15 protein-coding genes are annotated in these 18,457 nt (G+C 65.0%); 11 read left to right on the forward strand and 4 right to left on the reverse strand.

What is annotated here, in order from left to right:
- Positions 1–161: 161 nt before the first annotated feature.
- Positions 162–1,100 (reverse strand): 3-hydroxyacyl-CoA dehydrogenase, encoded by a 939-nt coding sequence (locus HMPREF1008_RS03805; RefSeq protein ID WP_009278513.1) that lies wholly within the window; start codon positions 1,098–1,100, stop codon positions 162–164.
- A 235-nt stretch (positions 1,101–1,335) separates the two neighbouring features.
- Between HMPREF1008_RS03805 and HMPREF1008_RS03810 the strand changes: the two genes are divergently transcribed.
- On the forward strand, positions 1,336–1,698 hold the full coding sequence (locus HMPREF1008_RS03810; RefSeq protein ID WP_040656930.1) for a DUF1304 domain-containing protein: 363 nt from the start codon (positions 1,336–1,338) through the stop codon (positions 1,696–1,698).
- Between the two features lie 161 nt (positions 1,699–1,859).
- On the opposite strand, the gene HMPREF1008_RS09830 is transcribed toward HMPREF1008_RS03810, so the two are convergent.
- Positions 1,860–2,810: an AraC family transcriptional regulator gene (locus tag HMPREF1008_RS09830; RefSeq protein WP_009278515.1), complete on the reverse strand. Its 951-nt coding sequence runs from the start codon at positions 2,808–2,810 to the stop codon at positions 1,860–1,862.
- Between the two features lie 251 nt (positions 2,811–3,061).
- On the opposite strand from HMPREF1008_RS09830, the gene HMPREF1008_RS03820 reads away from it, so the two are divergent.
- The 5 genes from HMPREF1008_RS03820 to HMPREF1008_RS03840 all read left to right on the forward strand — a co-directional run bounded on the left by HMPREF1008_RS03820 (position 3,062) and on the right by HMPREF1008_RS03840 (position 10,091).
- The gene (locus tag HMPREF1008_RS03820; protein WP_009278516.1) at positions 3,062–4,978 is read left to right on the forward strand and encodes an ABC transporter ATP-binding protein; all 1,917 of its coding nucleotides are present in this window, start codon (positions 3,062–3,064) and stop codon (positions 4,976–4,978) included.
- Between the two features lie 3 nt (positions 4,979–4,981).
- Positions 4,982–6,721, forward strand: coding sequence for an ABC transporter ATP-binding protein (locus HMPREF1008_RS03825; RefSeq protein WP_009278517.1), 1,740 nt, complete (start codon positions 4,982–4,984; stop codon positions 6,719–6,721).
- 579 nt (positions 6,722–7,300) lie between these two features.
- Positions 7,301–8,080: a hypothetical protein gene (locus HMPREF1008_RS03830; RefSeq protein WP_156797593.1), complete on the forward strand. Its 780-nt coding sequence runs from the start codon at positions 7,301–7,303 to the stop codon at positions 8,078–8,080.
- Positions 8,074–9,366 (forward strand): hypothetical protein, encoded by a 1,293-nt coding sequence (locus HMPREF1008_RS03835; protein WP_009278519.1) that lies wholly within the window; start codon positions 8,074–8,076, stop codon positions 9,364–9,366. Before HMPREF1008_RS03830 ends, HMPREF1008_RS03835 begins: the two co-directional genes overlap by 7 nt.
- Before the next feature lie 38 nt (positions 9,367–9,404).
- The gene (locus HMPREF1008_RS03840) at positions 9,405–10,091 is read left to right on the forward strand and encodes an ATP-binding cassette domain-containing protein (protein WP_232202876.1); all 687 of its coding nucleotides are present in this window, start codon (positions 9,405–9,407) and stop codon (positions 10,089–10,091) included.
- A 12-nt stretch (positions 10,092–10,103) separates the two neighbouring features.
- Here HMPREF1008_RS03840 and HMPREF1008_RS03845 read toward each other — a convergent pair whose 3' ends face one another.
- Together HMPREF1008_RS03845 and HMPREF1008_RS03850 are read right to left on the reverse strand one after the other, a co-directional pair.
- Positions 10,104–11,315 carry an NADP-dependent isocitrate dehydrogenase gene (locus tag HMPREF1008_RS03845; protein ID WP_009278521.1) on the reverse strand — a complete coding sequence of 404 codons (1,212 nt, stop codon included), beginning with the start codon at positions 11,313–11,315 and terminating at the stop codon, positions 10,104–10,106.
- Positions 11,316–11,892: 577 nt separating this feature from the next.
- On the reverse strand, positions 11,893–13,170 hold the full coding sequence (locus HMPREF1008_RS03850) for a PucR family transcriptional regulator (RefSeq protein ID WP_009278522.1): 1,278 nt from the start codon (positions 13,168–13,170) through the stop codon (positions 11,893–11,895).
- A 213-nt stretch (positions 13,171–13,383) separates the two neighbouring features.
- On the opposite strand from HMPREF1008_RS03850, the gene HMPREF1008_RS03855 reads away from it, so the two are divergent.
- The 5 genes from HMPREF1008_RS03855 (at position 13,384) to HMPREF1008_RS03870 (ending at position 18,376) form a co-directional block, all read left to right on the forward strand.
- Complete coding sequence (locus HMPREF1008_RS03855; RefSeq protein WP_009278523.1) at positions 13,384–14,406, forward strand: ornithine cyclodeaminase family protein; 1,023 nt, start codon at positions 13,384–13,386, stop codon at positions 14,404–14,406.
- A gap of 126 nt (positions 14,407–14,532) precedes the next feature.
- Positions 14,533–15,663 carry an aminotransferase gene (locus HMPREF1008_RS03860; protein ID WP_009278524.1) on the forward strand — a complete coding sequence of 377 codons (1,131 nt, stop codon included), beginning with the start codon at positions 14,533–14,535 and terminating at the stop codon, positions 15,661–15,663.
- Positions 15,664–15,959: 296 nt separating this feature from the next.
- On the forward strand, positions 15,960–16,853 hold the full coding sequence (locus HMPREF1008_RS03865) for a histidinol-phosphate transaminase (protein ID WP_198003189.1): 894 nt from the start codon (positions 15,960–15,962) through the stop codon (positions 16,851–16,853).
- An 82-nt stretch (positions 16,854–16,935) separates the two neighbouring features.
- On the forward strand, positions 16,936–17,175 hold the full coding sequence (locus HMPREF1008_RS10610; protein ID WP_009278527.1) for a helix-turn-helix domain-containing protein: 240 nt from the start codon (positions 16,936–16,938) through the stop codon (positions 17,173–17,175).
- Between the two features lie 70 nt (positions 17,176–17,245).
- A complete protein-coding gene (locus HMPREF1008_RS03870) occupies positions 17,246–18,376 on the forward strand; it encodes an ATP-binding protein (RefSeq protein WP_232202828.1) in 1,131 nt (376 codons plus the stop codon).
- The last annotated feature ends 81 nt before the right edge of the window (positions 18,377–18,457 follow it).

Genomic DNA, 18,457 nt, shown 5'->3' on the forward strand with positions numbered 1-18,457 from the left:
TCAGGGCAGGCGAGAGGAACCCGCCTTCTCGCATCAGCCCAGCCGCATGTGCACGAAGAGGCGCGCCCGCAGCCGAACCCAGCTGCGGGCGCGCCGCGTTTCCGGGCAGGCTCCTGTCGTCCATCAGCCACGACCTGCCCCGCGATACCTACTATCGAGCTCTACTTGCGGTAGTCGTAGAAGCCCTTGCCGGCGTTGACGCCCGTCTCGCCTGCGTCGATCTTCTCCTTGAGCTTGGCGGCGATCTTGCCCTGGATGGTCGAGGGGTCCTTGGCGCGCGGGTCCATGACCGCAATGTTGTACGCGGTGGTCAGGCCCACGATGTCCAGGATGCGGAAGGGGCCGGCGGGCGCGCCGGTGCCCAGCTGCCAGGTCTTGTCGATGGTCTCGGGGTCGGCCACGTCGTTTGCCCACAGCGCCTGCGAGGCGTTGAGGAAGGGCACGAGCATCGAGTTCAGGATGTAGCCGGGCTGCTCCTTGTGGAGCTGCAGGGGCACCATGCCTATGGCCTCGGCGAACTCGACGACCATGTCGTAGTACTCCTGCCCGGTGCCGGCATGGCCCATGACCTCGCCGGTGTTGTTGCGCCAGATCTCGTTGGCGAAGTGCAGGGCCAGGTACTTGGCGGGACGGCCGGTTGCCTCGGCGAAGCTGCTGGGCAGCATGGTCGAGGAGTTGGTGGCGATGACGGTCTTCTCGGGCAGGTGCTTGGCCAGCTCCTGGTAGAAGGCGGTCTTCTGCGCGGGATCCTCGGCGATGGACTCGATGACGAGGTCGGCGTCCTCGGCCGCCTCGGCATAGCTGGTGGTGAGCTTCAGGCCCTCGTATGCCTTGGTGACCTGCTCCTTGAGGGCGTCGATGCCCGTGTCGTCGGGCCTCTCGGCTGCGAAGCCGTGGGCCCACGCGGCGGGGTTGGTCTTGGATGCCTCAAGGGTCTGCAGGTAGATGTCGCGCAGACGCTCGAACTTGGGCTTGGCGCGCTCGATGGAGGCATCGCTCCTCAGCCACACGGTGACGTCGAAGCCGCGGAACGCGGTCTGGAAGGCGATCTGGCTGCCAAGGACGCCGCCACCGGCGACTACGACTTTCTTGAAGTTCATGTTGGTTCTCCCTTCGGAGTGTCTTGTTGCGCGCAGCGCCATTGGCTGCGGCAGGGGGTTGGCGCGCCTGGGGCGCTACCGTTAGGCGCAGTATTCCCACTAACACGCCGAAATGCCACACAATGCGAATTTATTTGGTCCGTGGCGGGTGGTCGTTGGGTACAAGGCCAAGGTACGAAGGCATTGCAGAAGGTCCGGGATGCGTCCTGCGGCCACGAATCGTTTGGGGTTCGTCATGAGCATCGTCACCACCACCCTGGCCACCCTCGTGGGCCTGGAGTTTCTCTACATCATGTACCTCGAGACCTTCGCCACGGCATCGGAGTCCACGAGTCGCGTATTCTCGATCCCAGTGGGCGAGCTCGAGGGCAAGACCGTGAGCACCCTCTTCAAGAACCAGGGCGTCTACAACGGCCTCATCGGCCTGGCCATCCTCTGGGGCACCTTCCTCAGCGGAAGCCCCCGCGAGGTCGTGGGCATGCTCCTGGTCCTGGTGGTCCTCGTGGCCATCTATGGCGGCATGACCAGCAGCCGCTCCATCATCTGGAAGCAGGGCGGCCTGGCGATGGTCGCCCTCGTGACCCTGGCCCTGCTCTAGGGGAGAGGGGCGAGCTGCCGTTGCGGCAGAGTCTCGCGTTCGGGCCCGTGCATGCCGGGTGGCGGGCGCACGCCTCGCCTCCGCTGGAGACGAATTGGCGTCATGCCCGCGCACGCCAGGCGGTGGGGTCGACCGCCAGCGCGGCGAGCGGCACCGCGAGGTCATGCCCGTGCGCGCCAGGCGGTGGGGGAGAGGCCCGTCTCCCTCCTGAACGCGCTTGAGAACGCTGCCGGGGTGGAGTAGCCCACCGCGCGGGCGACCTCCGCCACGGGCATGCGGCCCTCGGCAAGGAGGCTGCGCGCCCGGCGCATCCTCGAGCAGCGCGCATAGTTGCCTAGCGTCTGTCCTGTGACGTGCTTGAACACGGCACAGAGGTGGGTGTGGCCACAGTGGGTGGCACGGGCGATCTGCTCCACGGAGGGCGGCCCGGAGGGTGCGGTGTCTATGATGTGCCGGGCCTCTCGGACGAGGGAGAGGTCCTCCCACGAGAGCCCTCCGGACTGGGCAGAGACCGTCTCGTCCGCCCAGCTCAGGAACCTTCCGACCTCCTCATGGACGTCTCGTTCGAAGGTCGGTCGCTGGTCGGTGCGACCCAGCCTCCACGTGCCCATGCGCGCCAAGAGTCCCCTCAGCTCCTCGTTCACGTCATTGGGGTCGAGAAGTGACAGCTCGTCCTTCACCGACGAGAAGTCGCGCCCGTAGATGGCGGCGTTGCGCCTGAAGAAGTCGGGCGTGAGGCAGAGGCTCGTGGAGCGGATCCGCTCGCCCCTGCCGAGGAACGACTTGGTCTCGCCCGGGTCCTGCGAGAACGCGGCCACGTTCCCTGACGCGCGAAGATTGGTGATGGAGACAGGCGAGTACGCAGCCGAGTCGCGCGACCCCACGCAGAGGCAGATCGACTCGATGGGGTACTCCCTGAGCACGTAGTCCTCGCTCACGACGAGGTCGAGGAAGTTCACCAGGCAGCCCTCGGTGGGGGAGACGTTCGCCATGCGTCCGCGGCTCCAGCCGTCGTACGCCTCGGCAACCAGGCCGTCGGAGCAGTGATGGCAACTCCGCGCATGCATCTGGGCCAGCTGTGGCTCGAAGAGCTGCCTCAGGCTCTGGTCCATTCTCGCCTTCTTCCCGTGCTTCGTCACTGCTGGCTCGCATCCACGCCAGCGTCGCCGCCCGCCGCCCCGCACTTTCGATTTCTTCCGCATGTGGTGGGCGACCTCTCCCTCACCTGCAAAATACAGTTTACTCAAACTAACTGTTTGTGATCCGGGGAGCCGGCGCGACCGCGCCCGGCGTCCGACGCCTGGTGCCCGTTGCCCGGCGCACGGTGCCGCAGGGGCCCGCCCGGGCGAGCAAGGAGGTTCTCATGGAAGAGAAGAAGGCCGAGGGGGGCAAGTCCTCCCAGGCACGGGAGAAGGGCGGCGCGTCGCGGCAGGGCGGCGGCCTGTCCCAGATCCTGAGCTTCGCGGGAGGGCACAGGCGCTTCACCTACCTGGGCATAGTGCTCTCGGCGGTGTCGATGCTGCTGGGCTTCGTGCCCTACGTCTGCATCTGGCTGGTCGTCCGCGACCTCGTCGCGGTCGCTCCCGACTGGTCGGCCGCGACCAGCCTCTCGACCTACGGATGGGTCGCCTTCGTCACGGCGATGGTGGGCATCCTGGTCTACTTCGGCGCCCTCATGTGCACGCACATTGCCGCGTTCCGCACCGCGAACAACATGCGCAAGGCCTGCGCCGAGCACCTCATGCGCGTGCCGCTGGGCTACTTCGACACGCACGCGTCCGGCGAGATACGCCGCATCATCGACGGCTCCGTGGGCCTGACCGAGACCCTCCTCGCCCACCAGCTGCCCGACATGGGCGGCACCGTGGCCATGGTCGTGGGCATGCTCGTGATGCTCTTCGTGTTCGACTGGCGCATGGGCCTCGCCTGCCTGTTCGCCGCCGTCATCTCGGTTGGCTGCCTCATGAGCATGATGAGCGGCGACCGCATGGACTACATGAACAAGTACCAGGCCGCCATGGACCGCATGAACAAGGCCGGGACGGAGTACGTGCGCGGCATCCCCGTGGTCAAGGTGTTCCAGCAGACCGTCTACTCCTTCAAGGCGTTCCACGACGCCATCAAGGACTACGGGGACATGGCGCACGAGTACTCCGTGACGCTCTGCCGCGTCCCGCAGTCGCTCAACCTCACCTTCGTGGACGGCGTGGTCGTCCTGCTGGTTCCGGCGGTGCTGCTCATCGCCCCCGGCGTCACCGACTGGGCGAAGTTCCTCACCGACTACGCGTTCTATGCGATCTTCTCGGCCGTCATATCCACCGCGCTGCAGCGGCTGATGTTCGTCGCCGCCTACACGCAGCAGGCGGGCAACGCCATGAGCCGCATCTCCGGCGTCCTCGCGGCGCCGACGCTCGCGGAGCCCGCCGAGCCCCGCCACCCGGCGGACGCCTCCATAGCCTTCGACGACGTGTCCTTCTCCTACGAGGGTGCGGCCACGCCCGCCCTCGACCACGTGAGCCTCGAGGTTCCCTCCGGCTCCACCGTGGCGCTCGTCGGCCCCTCCGGCGGCGGCAAGACCACGGCCGCGAGCCTGGTCCCCCGCTTCTGGGACGTCGGCTCCGGCGCGGTGCGCGTGGGCGGCGTCGACGTGCGCCAGATCGCCCAGCACGAGCTCATGGACCAGGTCGCGTTCGTGTTCCAGAACGACCGCCTGTTCAAGGGGACCATCCTGGACAACGTCCGCGCCGCGCGGCCGGACGCGACGCGCGAGCAGGCGCTCGCCGCGCTCGAGGCGGCCCAGTGCTCCGACATCGTCGCCAAGATGCCCCACGGGGTCGACGAGTTCATAGGCACGGGCGGTACGGACCTCTCCGGCGGAGAGGTCCAGCGCATCGCGCTCGCCCGCGCGATCCTCAAGGACTCTCCCATCGTGGTCCTGGACGAGGCAACCGCCTTCGCCGACCCCGAGAACGAGGCTCTCATCCAGCGCGCGCTGGCGCGTCTCGCCAAGGGTCGCACGGTGCTCATGGTGGCGCATCGCCTCTCGACGGTGAGGGGCGCCGACCAGATCGTGGTGCTCGACGCAGGTCATGTGGTGGAGAGGGGCACGCACGATCAGCTGGTGGCCGCAGGCGGCCTGTACGCGCGCATGTGGGCCGACTACCAGACGGCCGTCGACTGGAAGATAGCGGGGTCGCGGGGCGGGTCCTCCGGGGCCGCGCCGTCAGCGAGAGGGGCGGCCGCAGGCGCGGACGCCGCAGCCACCGGAAGGGAGGCGTAGGAGATGTTCGACCTTCAGAAGCGCCACGGCCTCTCCGAGCAGGGGGCGGCAAACGTGAAAAAGGGGATCTTCTGGACCGTGGTCGTGAACCTCGTGGTCATGTCCAGCATGAGCCTGCTCTACTTCCTCATGCGCGACCTCATGGCGACCTACCAGGGCCAGGCGGGCCTTCCGTCGGCCATTCCCTACCTCGTGGGCTGCCTCGCCTTCTTCGTGCTCTCGTTCGTCACGCACATGCAGCAGTACAACAACACCTACGGCACCGTGTACGACGAGGTGTCCAAGATCCGCATCTCGCTCGCCGAGCGCCTGCGCAAGCTGCCGCTCTCGTTCTTCGGCAGCCATGACCTGGCGGACCTGACCGAGACGGTCATGGGCGACGTGGACAAGCTGGAGCACGTGTGGTCGCACGTGCTGGGCTACCTCTATGGCTCGTTCGTCTCGACGGCGATCGTCGCGGTGGGCCTCCTCGCCTTCAACTGGCAGCTGGCCATCGCGGCGCTCTGGACCGTGCCCGTCGCGTTCTGGTTGCTCTTCGCCTCGCAGCGCTGGGTGCGCCCCCTGCAGGTGGTCGGTCGCCAGAAGGGGGTCGAGGTCTCCGACGCCATCCAGGAGATGCTCGACAGCGTGCGCGAGGTCCACGCCACCAACCAGGTGGACGGCTACCTCCGCTCCGTCAACCGGAAGGTCGACGAGTCCGAGGCGGCGAACCTCAGGTCCGAGCTCGTGGGCGGCGTCTTCGTGAACGGGTGCTCGATCACCCTGCGCCTGGGAATCGCCACCACGATCCTCGTGGGCGCCATGCTGATCGCCTCGGGCGGCACCGACTTCCTGACCCTCTTCATGTTCCTCCTGGCGATCTCGCGCATCTATGCGCCGTTCGACCAGTCGCTCGCGCTGGTGTACGAGCTGCTCGCCTCAAAGGTCTCGTCCGACAGGCTCCGCCGCTTCTTTGACGAGCCGCTCGCCACGGGCAGCGAGGACTTCTCGCCCGCAGGGCACGACATCGAGTTCGACCACGTGGCGTTCCGCTACGGCGACGGCGCGGAGAGCGTGCTGGACGACGTGAGCTTCATCGCGCGCGAGGGCGAGGTCACGGCGCTGGTCGGGCCCTCGGGCTCCGGCAAGTCCACCTGCGCGCGCCTGGTTGCCCGCCTGTGGGACGCCGACTCCGGTGCCGTGAGGGTGGGCGGCGTCGACGTGTCCACGGTCGACCCCGAGACGCTCTACGGGCACTGCTCCGTCGTGTTCCAGGACGTCATGCTCTTCGACGACACGGTGATGGAGAACATCCGCCTGGGACGCCGCGGGGCCACCGACGAGGAGGTCCTCTCTGCGGCGCGCGCGGCCAACTGCGACGAGTTCGTGGACAGGCTGCCGCAGGGGTACGGCACGATGATCGGCGAGAACGGCAGCCGTCTCTCCGGCGGCGAGCGCCAGCGCATCTCCATCGCCCGCGCCATGCTCAAGGGTGCGCCGATCGTGCTTTTGGATGAGGCGACGGCGTCGCTCGACGTGGAGAACGAGACCAAGGTCCAGAGGGCGCTCTCGACCCTGCTCAGGGGCAAGACCACGCTGGTGATCGCGCACCGCATGCGCACCGTGTCCAACGCGGACAAGGTCGTGGTGCTGGAGGGCGGCCGCGTGAGCGAGCAGGGGAGGCCCCAGGATCTGCTGGCGGCGGGTGGCACGTTCGCCCACATGGTGGGCCTGCAGCGGCAGAGCGAGGGCTGGGCCATCTAGGCGAGAGGGGCGGGCCGGCGTTGCGGCGGGCTGGTGTCGCGGCGGGCGTCCGGCCTGCCGGTCTGATAGGTGCCATGCTCGACGGCTTGCCTGGGCGGAAGGCTAGTGCAAATTGGTAGCGACGCGTCGGCCCGGGAGGGGGAGTCCTTCTTCCGGGCCGATTTGTCGGTGCTTTGCCAAGGTGGAAGTGCCGACAATCCGCCTGTCGTAATACAAATTCGGCTTCGGCATTCGGTTTGTCGGTACCTCCTCCCAAGAAATATGCCGACGAACGATTGGCCACGTACAGTTTGAAAATCCATTTGCTTAAGTAGAAAATTGAAAATATCTTTAAAATTAGGTAGATTGTGTATACGTGAATCAACTTATTATGAAAAGCAGCTTTATTGAAGCTGGCCCGCCCATGAAAGGCGGGCCCGTTCTTGTCGGGTGACACATATGCCGCTGACCAAACCGCGCGTCGCCTTGCTCGCGTTCGTGCTGTCCCTGTTCATGCTGGGCTCGGCCTCCCTCTATGTCTATTGGGTCGTGCAGCGGCAGCTGAGCCTCGAGGGAAGAAACCTCTGCTCCACGTCTGCCTTGCGGGTCGACGTCACTCCCGCAACCGCCGTCCGGATCGTGCACGAGATTGGCGGAGACGCGCGTGCATTCGTCGACCTGGACGACTTCGGCATCGTGCGTGCGTTCGTCGCCGCGCATCCCGAATCCTTTGACTACCCGCATCCGCTCGGCAGCCAGACGAAGCCACTGGCAGCCCATTCCGCAGTGGCGGGAAACAGGGTGGGCGCCACGACGATTGGCGGGAGCCAGTTCGTCCTCTTTGGATCTGAGCGGTTTTCCCTGGTGGGACGGCTTGGCATGGGGAGCGAGTCGCTCCTTGACCGCTCCGTCCTCATTGCCGACGAGGAGGTCTTCGCAAGGAGCGGCGTCGGCGGGACGGTTGTCATCGATGGGGCGAGGGCGGTAAGGCGACTGAGGGAGATTGCTCCGGACGTGAGGGTTGCGCCCATGGCGGCCGGAGCCTCCGACCGCACGAACGTCGACGTCATCTCGCCGGTTCTGATTCGGCTTGGCGTCGTGGGAGAGTTCCTTGGCTCCGTCGTGGCGGGCGCACCCATGGCGCGCTTCGTAGCGCCATGGGTGCGTTCGTGCATCGTCTTGGGCGTATCTTGGCGGAGGGTTCTTCTCCAGGTTGTGGGGACCTTGCTCATGTGTTGCCTCGCGGCCTTGGCGCTCGTCTTGCTGCCTGTGATGCGCGTCTCGGGGAGGGACGTGGCCGCCCTGGCTCCCGCCCTCGCCGTCTGTATGGTCTTTGCAGCCTCCTTCTGCGTCTCGTCTAAGGCGGCTCTGCCATGGTGAGGGCCTTCGTGCGTGAGCTGCTCTATGACCTGCGTCTGGGATTGTTCCCGCGCGTGGCGAGGAGCGTCCTTCTTGGCACCCTCTTGGCGGTCACCTATTGCCTCGCGTCGTTCTCCGCCTCTGCCGTCGGGTTGTTCAAGACGAGCTTGCGGGATGGTGCCGAGCGTGAGTTCGTGTCGATAACGGACACGCTTGGGACGGCCGAGTTCCAGGGCTACAAGGGTGACCTCGACGGGATCGGACGCGTGCAAGGCTTCTACAATGCCCTGTCCCATGACCTGTCGGGTGGCACGTATCTGTCCATTTTCGGGCAGCCCATCGCCGTCAGGCATTCGGAGCCGATTCGCGATTTTGCCGTGGTTGCGTTTGGGTGGAGCTGGGATCCCTGTCCGTACGAGGACAAGATCCTTGGCGGGCTGGCCTACGACGTCCCTGCAGTCCAACTGGACAAGAACGCGTGGGACTTCTATGGCCTTCGCCTTGCGGACGGCTCTGGCAAGGTCGATTGGGCCACCGTGACCTACGAGGCCGATACGTGCCAGCCGGTGGTGCTGGGCTCCGGGTACTCTCGTCTGTATAAGGTGGGCGATAGGATCGATGCCCGGTTCTATACGAGGCCTCTCACCTTTGAGGTCGTCGGCTTCCTCGAGGAGCGCTCGGCCGTCTTCTACAAGGGAGACTTCAATTACTCGTTGGACGAGATGGTGGTCATCCCCTATCCCCTCAGACTCGACTCGGTAAAAAGGGGAGTGGGCGACCCCGAGGACTTCAACAGAGCACTCGCTTTTGCCATGGTATCGGGTGACATCGCCCTGGACGAGGGCTCTTCGCCCGATTCCGTAGCCAACGAGCTTGCGCTCATCGGCCAGAGGACGGGCTTCACGAGCTATGCGTTGCTTGGCACACCGGAGTACCTCATCCAGTTCAGGCTCATTAGAAACCTCGTGCTGTCAAACGTGTCCCTGGTCGTCTGCACGCTGGCACTCCTCGCGGCAGTGCTCCTGGGGCTTGCGACGGTGGTCTCGTGGCAGCTCTCGTCGCAAAGGGAGAGGCGAGATGCGGCCCTGTGGCACCTTGGCTCGGGCTGGGCATATGTCAGAGGCGTCGTGGTCGTGTCGAATCTGGTGTATTGGATCCTGTCCATGGCGCTGTTCCTGTTGTTCCTTCTTGCGATGCCTGGTGGCAGCCTTGCGGCGCTTGGACTGTGTCTGGTCGTCGCGATTGTCCTTGGCATTCTCGAGGACCTGTTGGATGGGGCGCTGTTGAGGAGGGTGCTGGTCAAATGACGTTGAGAGGCGCGGATGTGGTCGCGGCAAGCCCCTTGATGGACCTGGATATGGTTGCGGCACGTCCCCTGGTCGGCCTTCGCGTCGACGCGAAGCGCGTGAGGGAGCCGAACGGAGACAGGAGGACTCTCGTTGCGGACAGTCGCTTCGTGCTGACGGAGCGGGACGGCTCCGTGGCTATCCGTGGGCGCAGCGGTGCGGGGAAGACCACGCTGTTGCGCATGTTGGCTGGCCTAGACGCCGATTACGATGGCGAGTACCGCCTTGATGGCATCTTGCTGCCGAAGAGCGTCAGGGAGCTGGTGCGGATACGCCAGGGCACCATTGGCTACGTCACCCAGGTTCCGCGTCTTCTGACCGACCGCAGCGTGCTGGACAACGTGCTGCTCGGACTGTCTCATGCCAGCCATGCCGTGGAGGAGGCGGGGCTCCTGCTGGAGCGCGTGGGGCTCCCGCTCTATCAGCGCAAGAGGGCAGGAAGGTTGTCTGGTGGCGAGGCCCAGCGCGTGGCATTGGTCCAGACCCTCGTGAGGAGGCCGCGGATCCTGCTTGCGGACGAGCCGACGGGCTCGCTGGACGAGGAGACGGAGCGGGTCATATTGAACCTGCTCGTCGACCTGCAGTCCGAGGGCGTGCGCGTCGTCGTTGCCTCGCACAGCGACCTCGTCGCAGACATCTGCGGCCGATCGGTGTGGATTAGAGAGAAACGCCTGGTGGCGGCATAGGCCGCAGAACCCCTACTCCTGCAGCCCCCGCAGCCTCTCGGCGACGGCGAGGATGAACTCCTCGGTGTCCATCGTGACGGGCTCGGGCAGGCTCGTGATGCGCGCGAGGTCGCCCGTCATCTGGCCTGCCTCGATGGTCTCGATGGTGGCCGCCTCCAGGCGGTCGGCAAAGCCACAGAGCCCGTCCAGCCCGTCCAGCTCGCCACGCTTGCGCAGCGCCCCGCTCCAGGCGAAGATCGTCGCGACCGAGTTGGTCGAGGTCCTCTCGCCTGCCAGATGCTTGTAGTAGTGGCGCTGCACGGTGCCGTGGGCGGCCTCGTACTCGTAGTATCCGTGGGGGCTGACCAGCACGGACGTCATCATGGCAAGGCTTCCGAAGGCACTGGAGAGCATGTCGCTCATCACGTCACCGTCGTAGTTCTTGCAGGCCCAGATGAAGCCGCCCTCGGCCTTCATGACTCGTGCGACGGCGTCGTCGATCAGGGTATAGAAGTACTCGATGCCCGCCGCCTCGAAGCGCGTGCGGTACTCGTCCTCATAGAGCTCGGCGAAGACGTCCTTGAAGCGGTGGTCGTAGGTCTTGCTGATGGTGTCCTTGGTGGCGAACCACAGGTCCTGTTTGGTGCTCAGCGCGTACTCGAAGCAACTGCGGGCGAAGCTCGTGATGGAGGAGTCCAGGTTGTGCATGCCCTGGATCACGCCGGGCCCCTCGAACTCGTGGATGAGCTCGCGGGTCTGGCTGCCGTCGGCGGCGGTGAAGACGAGCTCGGCGCGGCCGGCCCCGGGCACGCGGACCTCGGCGTTCTTGTAGACGTCACCGTAGGCATGGCGGGCGATGGTGATGGGGCGCTTCCAGCTGCGGACGACTGGCTCGATGCCGCGCACCACGATGGGCGCGCGGAACACGGTGCCGTCCAGCATGGCGCGGATGGTGCCGTTGGGGCTCTTCCACATCCTCTTGAGGCCGTATTCCTCGACGCGCTGGGCGTTGGGGGTGATGGTGGCGCACTTCACGGCCACGCCCAGGCGCTTGGTGGCCTCGGCGGAGTCGATGGTCACCTGGTCGTCCGTGAGGTCGCGGTTCCTGAGGCCGAGGTCAAAGTACTCGGTCTTGAGGTCCACGAAGGGCAGGATCAGGTCGTCCTTGATCATCTGCCAGATGATGCGGGTCATCTCGTCGCCGTCCATCTCTACGAGGGGGGTGGTCATGCGGATCTTGGACATGTCTGCCTCCGGGGGCTTCGCGCGTGGGCTGTGATGGTTCCGGGCGAGGGGCGGGGCAGGGGTTGCGAGCGCCCTCGCGTGCGGGCTGCTTCCCAGTGTAGCCGCAGCGGGGGAGAGGGTCGCGGCGTGCGGCGGTGACGTTGCGCGATGGTAGCAATGGGATGAGGGGTCGGCTGCGGTGGAGTCGAGCGAGAATCCGCTCGCTACTCGCCCGCGGTGCCGGCTCAATCGCCCACTTCGTGATTGCGGCGGCGGTTCCTCTCACCCACTTCGCCCCTCCCGCGCGAGGACCGCAAAGTGGGTGGTTCACGAGGTGCGTGCGGGTGAGAATTCACTCATTTCTCGCCTGCCATGGCAGCTTGTCCACCCACTTCGACCTTTTCGCGCGGGAGTGCCGAAGTGGGTGGTTCACGGTGGTCGTGCAGGTGAGAAACGACCCACATCTCGCTTCCCGCGACGCATCTCCAACCCACATCGCGCTTCCCGCGGTACATCTCCAACCCACATCGAGCTTCCTGCGCAAGGACCGCGAAGTGGGTGGCTGGCAACAGTTCGGCGGGCGAGAGGCGCCGCATCCTCAGTCCAGGCCCAGCACCTCTCGGCAGCGCATGACGCGCCAGGCGAGCGCGAGCTGCTCCATCTGCTCTGACTTTCGGGGCGAGAGCCCCGTCACCTGGGCAATCCGGTCGAGTCGATAGCGTATCGTGTTCTGGTGCTGTCCCAGCTCCTGAGCGCAACGGCCCACGCTCTGCCCCTCCCTCAGGAAGCAGGCGAGCGTGGCCATGAGCTGCCCCTCGTGGGCGGCGTCAAACTCCTTCAGGGGCTCCATCAGCGAGTGAGAGTAACCCGCCATCTGGCTGCTTCCCACAAAGGGAAGCAGGGCCTTCTCCACTCCAAGCGCGTCGAAGCGGAGGCTCCTGCCCGCGTGCATGTCGTCCTGTCCTGCGAAGGCGCTCGCCCACAGTGCCTCGTGGAGCGCCTGGGCAAAGTCCTCGAGTCCCAGGTGGACGGAGCTCGCCCCCAGCGGCTGCGGCCGCCCGTTGCCGGGCGTCGCTTCTGACGGCAGCGACCCGCCCGCCGTCACCCCCAGTGGCTGCGGCCGCCCGCCAGCGGACGCTCCCGCACCGGCCAGGACCTCGGAGCGAAGCACTTCCATGCAACCGGCGAGGTCGATCCTCTCCTCCGGGTCCGTCGTCACGATTGCGAGGATTCCCCTGTGGTAGCAGACCAGGGCGCTGCCCACCCCTGCGAGCGAGCTGCGAAGGAAGGCGCCCTCGATCCGGCTCAGTTCCTGGGGGTCAGGCTCCTCGTCGAGACGCAGGTACAGGCAGGCGACGCGCTCCTCGAAGGAGGGGTTGATCGTCAGCGCGCACTCCCTCACCTCACGCGGGCTCGCGTCCTCCCGCAGGGCGAGGTCGATCTGGTTTGCGGCGAACGACGCCGACCCCAGGTCGCGTATGCGACCGGTCACCTCCACGATCACCTGGTCGAAGAAGAAGCCGTCCGACTGGACGACGAAGAGGGGGAGGTTACGCGCGCTGGCGTAGCGCAGGGCTGACTCCGGCAGGGGCAGGTGCAGCGCGTTCTTTATGACCAGCGCGCTCGCGCCCTCGGCGACCAGCGTGCGCACTGCCTCGCCGATGAGGTAGGGGTCGTCCTTGGCATAGAGGAAGGTCGAGAGCACGAGCTGGCGAGGCGCGAGGTTCTTGCGCTGGTACTTGTCGCGCAGTCCGGGCATGAGCTCGTAGTCGAGGATCCCCACCTCATCGATGGTGCGCGCGAGCCCGCCTTGTCCCGCCACGAGCCGCAGCGAGTCCGCATAGAGGCGCTGGAAGTCGGAAACCGTGTAGAGCATGGCCACCAATCTTGTTGAAATCAACAGTTTTTCTCAACTATAGATGGAAAAACGTACAGAAAGACAAGATGGAAAGGTCCAAAAGAGATAAGTGGTGAGAATGCCTTCCTCAAGTGGTTGTAGGTTTTCACAACGAGTGCCCTTGGAGCTGTCTCTGACGCCTCGCTAAGCTCTGGGGCATACGAGTGAGAATCCCGGAAGGGGAGGTTGCGGATGTCACGGCTGTTGGTGCTCTCGGCGGAGGACGTCAGGAAGGTCCTGACCATCAAGGACGCGCTCGATGCGGTCGAGGACGCGTACGGGCAGAAGGCCACGGGCGAGGCAAGCGCCTGGCCCATGGTCTACGAGCAATTCGTTCCCGGCGAGTCGGACATGGACATCCGCTCGGGGGAGCTCAAGGGCGTGGGGCTCTTCGGTCTCAAGCTCACCGCGTGGTTCAGCGGCAATCCCTTCCAGGGGCAGCCAGAGATCTATGGGACGACCCTCCTCTGCGACGACCGCGACGGGCGTCCCCTGGCGCTGGTCAACGCCAGCGCGGTGACCGGCCTGCGCACGGGTGCCGCTGGTGCCCTGGGCGTCAAGCACCTCGCCCGCAAGGACGCGCGTCGGCTCCTGGTCTGCGGCTGTGGCCACCAGAGCAGCTTCCAGGTTGCCGCGGCGCTCGCCGCCTGCCCCCAGATCGGCTGCGTCCAGATGTGGGACCCCACCAGCGCAGAGGCTCCCGTCGCCCGCGTGGCGCAGGTGGCGCGTGAGGTCAAGGCGCTCCTCGCCGCGGCAGGCCTGACGAGCGACGCCACCATCGAGGCCGTGGCCGACGGCGAGGCGGCCGTGCGCGTGGCAGACGCCATCGTCACCATCACGCCGGCGACGACGCCCTTCGTCCAGGCGGACTGGGTGCGCCCGGGCACGCACCTCTCGTGCGTGGGGGCCGACATGGAGGGCAAGCAGGAGGTCCAGAGCGCGCTCGCGGCTCGCGCCCGCCTCTTCTGCGACGCCCGCGCGCAGTCCGTCGCCTCCGGCGAGCTCGAGGTCCCCTGCAAGGAGGGCGTGATCGCGTCGGCAGACATCGTCGCAGAGCTGGGGGAGGTCATCGTCGGCAGGACCCAGGGCCGCACCTCCGACGACGAGGTCACCCTCTTCGACACCTCGGGCATCGCCGCACAGGACCTTGCCGCGTCGAAGATGGCCTACGACCGCGCGGTGGAGCTCGGCCTGGGCACGACCGTCGAGCTCTAGGGGCGGCGCGGCGGTACGAGAGCTCGACGGGCGAGAGGGGACGCTCCTCTCGCCTTCGCACGAACGCAGGGGCAGTGATGCCACGGTCCAAGCAGGGCGGGGCACGAGCAGAAGGAAGGAACCGACATGGAGATCAAGGACTTCGCCGTCGAGCAGTGGATGAACGAGTGGGAGACCAAGTGCAGGTACAACGTGGCCGAGACTTGCACCTACTCGGTCACCCTGGACCAGCTCTTCGAGATCTGCGGGGGTGACCGCAGGAAGTTCATGGACGAGTTCGCCTCCCGCCGCCTGACCTACGGCGACATCGAGGGCCAGCCCAGGTTCCTCGAAGGTATCTGCGGGCTGTACAAGACCGTCGCGCCCGAGCACGTCGTCCCCACGCACGGTGCCGCCGGCGCCAACGCGCTCGTGCTCTCCACCCTGGTGGGGCCGGGCGACCACGTGGTCTCGATCATGCCCACCTACCAGCAGCTCTATTCCATCCCCGAGATGTGCGGCGCCAAGGTGGACATCCTGCACCTCGAGAAGGACGAGGGCTACCACGTCAACGTCGAGCGCCTCGACGAGCTCTGTGGTGACGACGTCAAGGTCATCTGCATCAACAACCCCGACAACCCCACGGGTGCCCTGCTCTCGAAGGAGAAGCTCGAAGAGATTGTGGCCGTGGCCCGCAAGCACGATGCGTGGTTGGTCTGCGACGAGGTCTATCGCCTGCTCACGCAGGACGGCTCCTACCAGGAGTCAGTCGTCGACCTCTACGACAAGGGCGTCGTGACGAGCTCCATGTCCAAGGTCTGGTCGTTGGCGGGCCTGCGCCTGGGCTGGTGCGTCACCAAGAGCCCCGAGCTCAGGCGCGCCCTCCTGAGCCATCGCGACTACAACCTGATCAGCTGCGGCATGTTCGACGAGGCCGTGGCCGCCTACGCGCTCGAGCACGCGGACAAGATCCTGGAGCGCAGCCGCAAGATCGTGCGCCAGAACCTCTCCGCGCTGATGGAGTGGGTGGAGTCTGAGCCGCACCTCTCCGTCGTGAGGCCCGAGGCGGGCACCACGGCGCTGGTCTACTACGACTACGACGTCGACTCATACGACTTCTGCATCGGCATGATCAAGGAGACGGGTGCCCTCGTGACTCCGGGCGACTGCTTCGAGGAGCCCAGGAGCATGCGCATCGGCTACGCCTACAGCGACAACGTGGACGACCTGCGTGAGGGCCTCGCCGCGATCAGCGCCTACCTGCGCACGCTGGAGTAGGCGAGAGACGCCTGGCTACATTACCGAGGCCCGTTCGCTCCAGGACGCGCTCGCCGTGGTGCTGACCGCCGCGATGGTCCTGCTCTAGCATCGATTCCCGTCTTTGGGAGGAAGGCCTGTCATGAGCTCGTTTCTCAACGCGCGCTACGCGGGGATGCATCCCTATGTCCCGGGGGAGCAGCCACACGACCGCGCCTACGTGAAGCTCAACGCAAACGAGACGAGCCTCCCTCCCTCGCCAGCCGTGCGCGCGGCCCTGAGCGATGCTCTGGTGAACGGCCTGGGTCGCTACGCGGATCCCCACTGCATGCCGCTGCGCGAGGCGGTGGCCAGGCACTTCGGCCTCACGCCCGACCGCGTGTTCGCCGGCAACGGCAGCGACGAGGTACTGGGCTTCGTCTTCCTGGCCTTCTTCGGAGGGGACGCGCGCGTGCTTCCCGGACGTCACCTACGGCTTCTACCGCGACTACTGTTCGACCTTCGGGGTGGGGTATCGAGAGATTCCCCTGCGTGATGACTTCACGCTGGACGTGGACGCCTTCGCCGAGGCAGAGGAGAACGTGGTCATCGCCAACCCCAACGCCCCCACCGGCCTCTGCGTGGGCGTGGACGACGTCCGACGCATCGCGCAGGCTCAGCCCGGCCGGCTTGTCGTGGTGGACGAGGCCTACGTCGACTACGGCAACCGGAGCTGCGCCTGCCTTTTGGGGGAGTGCCCCAACCTCGTCGTGGTGCAGACGATGTCCAAGTCCCGCAACCTCGCGGGCGCGCACGTGGGCTACGCGCTGGCGAGCGCCGAGGTCGTGAGCGACCTCAACGACGCCAAGTCCAGCTTCGACCCCTTCAACCTGAGCGCGCCGACGATGGCGATTGGCGTGGCGGCGATGGGGGACACCGACTACCTGCAGGAGTGCTGCGACCGCGTCATCGCGGAGCGCGAGCGCGTGACGGACGGGCTTCGTGCGCGCGGCTTCGAGCTCACCGACTCGCACACCAACTTCGTCTTTGCGCGCAGGGACGGCTTGGACGCCAAGGCATGGAACGCCGGCCTGCGCGAGCGCGGGGTCCTGGCCCGCCACTTCGACGCACCGCGCACGCGCGACTGGCTGCGCGTGACCATCGGTACGCGGGACGAGATGGACGCCTTCCTCGCGGCGACGGACGGGGTCCTGGCCGAACTGGGGCTGTAGGCGACAATTGGCGCCAATGTGGCTCAGGGGCATGTAAACTCACCATGCGTGTACTGAGCGCTACGACACCGAATGGATTTGCATGCAGACTCCAGTTTCATCAAACAACATTGATGTTCTATGCAGCTCGAACGAGAATCATTACTTTGATTGCAAGAGCGCTCGCATCAAAGTCCGAGACCTTGCAAAGACCGTCATCGCCTTCGCCAACGCGGCAGGAGGCAAGCTTGTTGTGGGAATTGAGGACGATGGTGCTGTAACTGGCTTCAAGTGCGTCGGCGCGGGCTCGATGGAAGAGTTCGAGCAAGCTGGTCATCTTTGAGTGCGTTCCGGCACCGGTTGTTAGCTGTGAGCGGATTGATATCAAGAATATCCAGGGTGAAGATGACGTTGTGCTCGTCCTGGACATTTCCCCATCGACGGATTCTGTAATAAGGCGCAAGGGCGATGATGCAGTCTTCCTGCGGCAGGGGGACAAGAGTCTCCGGCTGGGCGATCGTGAGATTCGTGCGCTTGAGTATGACAAGAACCAGCGTCTCTTTGAGGATGAGGTGTCGCGGCAGACTACGATTCAAGATGTTGACCAAGAGGTGGTCAATCGTTATAGACAGGCCCTGGGAACCGATGCATCGGGTGAACAGGTCCTAAAGAGTCGTGGCTTTCTGATAGGCGGCTATCTGACGAATGCGGGCATCCTCTTATTTTCAGAAAATCCTTCACGATTTATGCCTCAGGCTCGCGTCCGCGTCCTTAGATATGAAGGCACGGAAATGGCCACGGGGCAGAGATTAAACGTGGTGAAGGATGTCACATTCGACGGACCGATACCCAAGACCGTTGATGGCGCCTCGGCTCTTATCGGGAGCATGCTTCGAGAGTTTCAGTACCTGGGTTCCGACGGACGCTTTAGGGTGATACCGGAGTATCCAGAGTTTGCTTGGTTCGAAGGCCTGGTGAACGCGGTAACGCATAGGGACTATGCGTTTTCGGGAGACTACGTTCGTGTCTCCATGTATGACGACAGGCTTGAAATCCAGAGCCCTGGACGACTTCCCAACATCGTGACGCTCGATAACATGCGTTCCACTCGTTATTCGCGCAATCCCAGGATTGCGCGAACCCTGGTGGAGTTTGGCTGGGTTAGGGAGCTCAATGAAGGCGTCAAACGTATCTATAGTGAAATGCAGGCGTTATTTTTGAACGATCCTAAGTTCTCTGAGCCAAACTCTGCCGCAGTGAGGATGGTGCTCGAAAACAGCATTACATCACGCGTGCTTAGGCGGAGCGAATCCATGCAAGATAGGGTCGGGGACGCGTATGGTTCGCTGGGCGAGTATGAGTTGGCTGCTGTGCAATGGATATACGGGAAGGGAAAAATCACTACTCGTGAACTGTCATCACTTATTGGCAAGGGCCTTACTCTTAGCTCAAAAACTCTGAGGGGACTTGCCGCAAAAGGAATCCTTGAGTGGCATGGCAATAGCAAAAACGACCCATCCCAGTTCTATTCCCTCCCAAAATAACGGAGTAGAACGGAGTAGAACGGAGTAAGGGGAGTTATATGGGTTGAAGATGCCACGTGTCTCCCCTTTATTTGCTGTGTA

Source organism: Olsenella sp. oral taxon 809 str. F0356, from assembly GCF_000233535.1.
In the GTDB taxonomy this organism is placed as follows: Bacteria; Actinomycetota; Coriobacteriia; order Coriobacteriales; family Atopobiaceae; genus Olsenella_I; species Olsenella_I phocaeensis.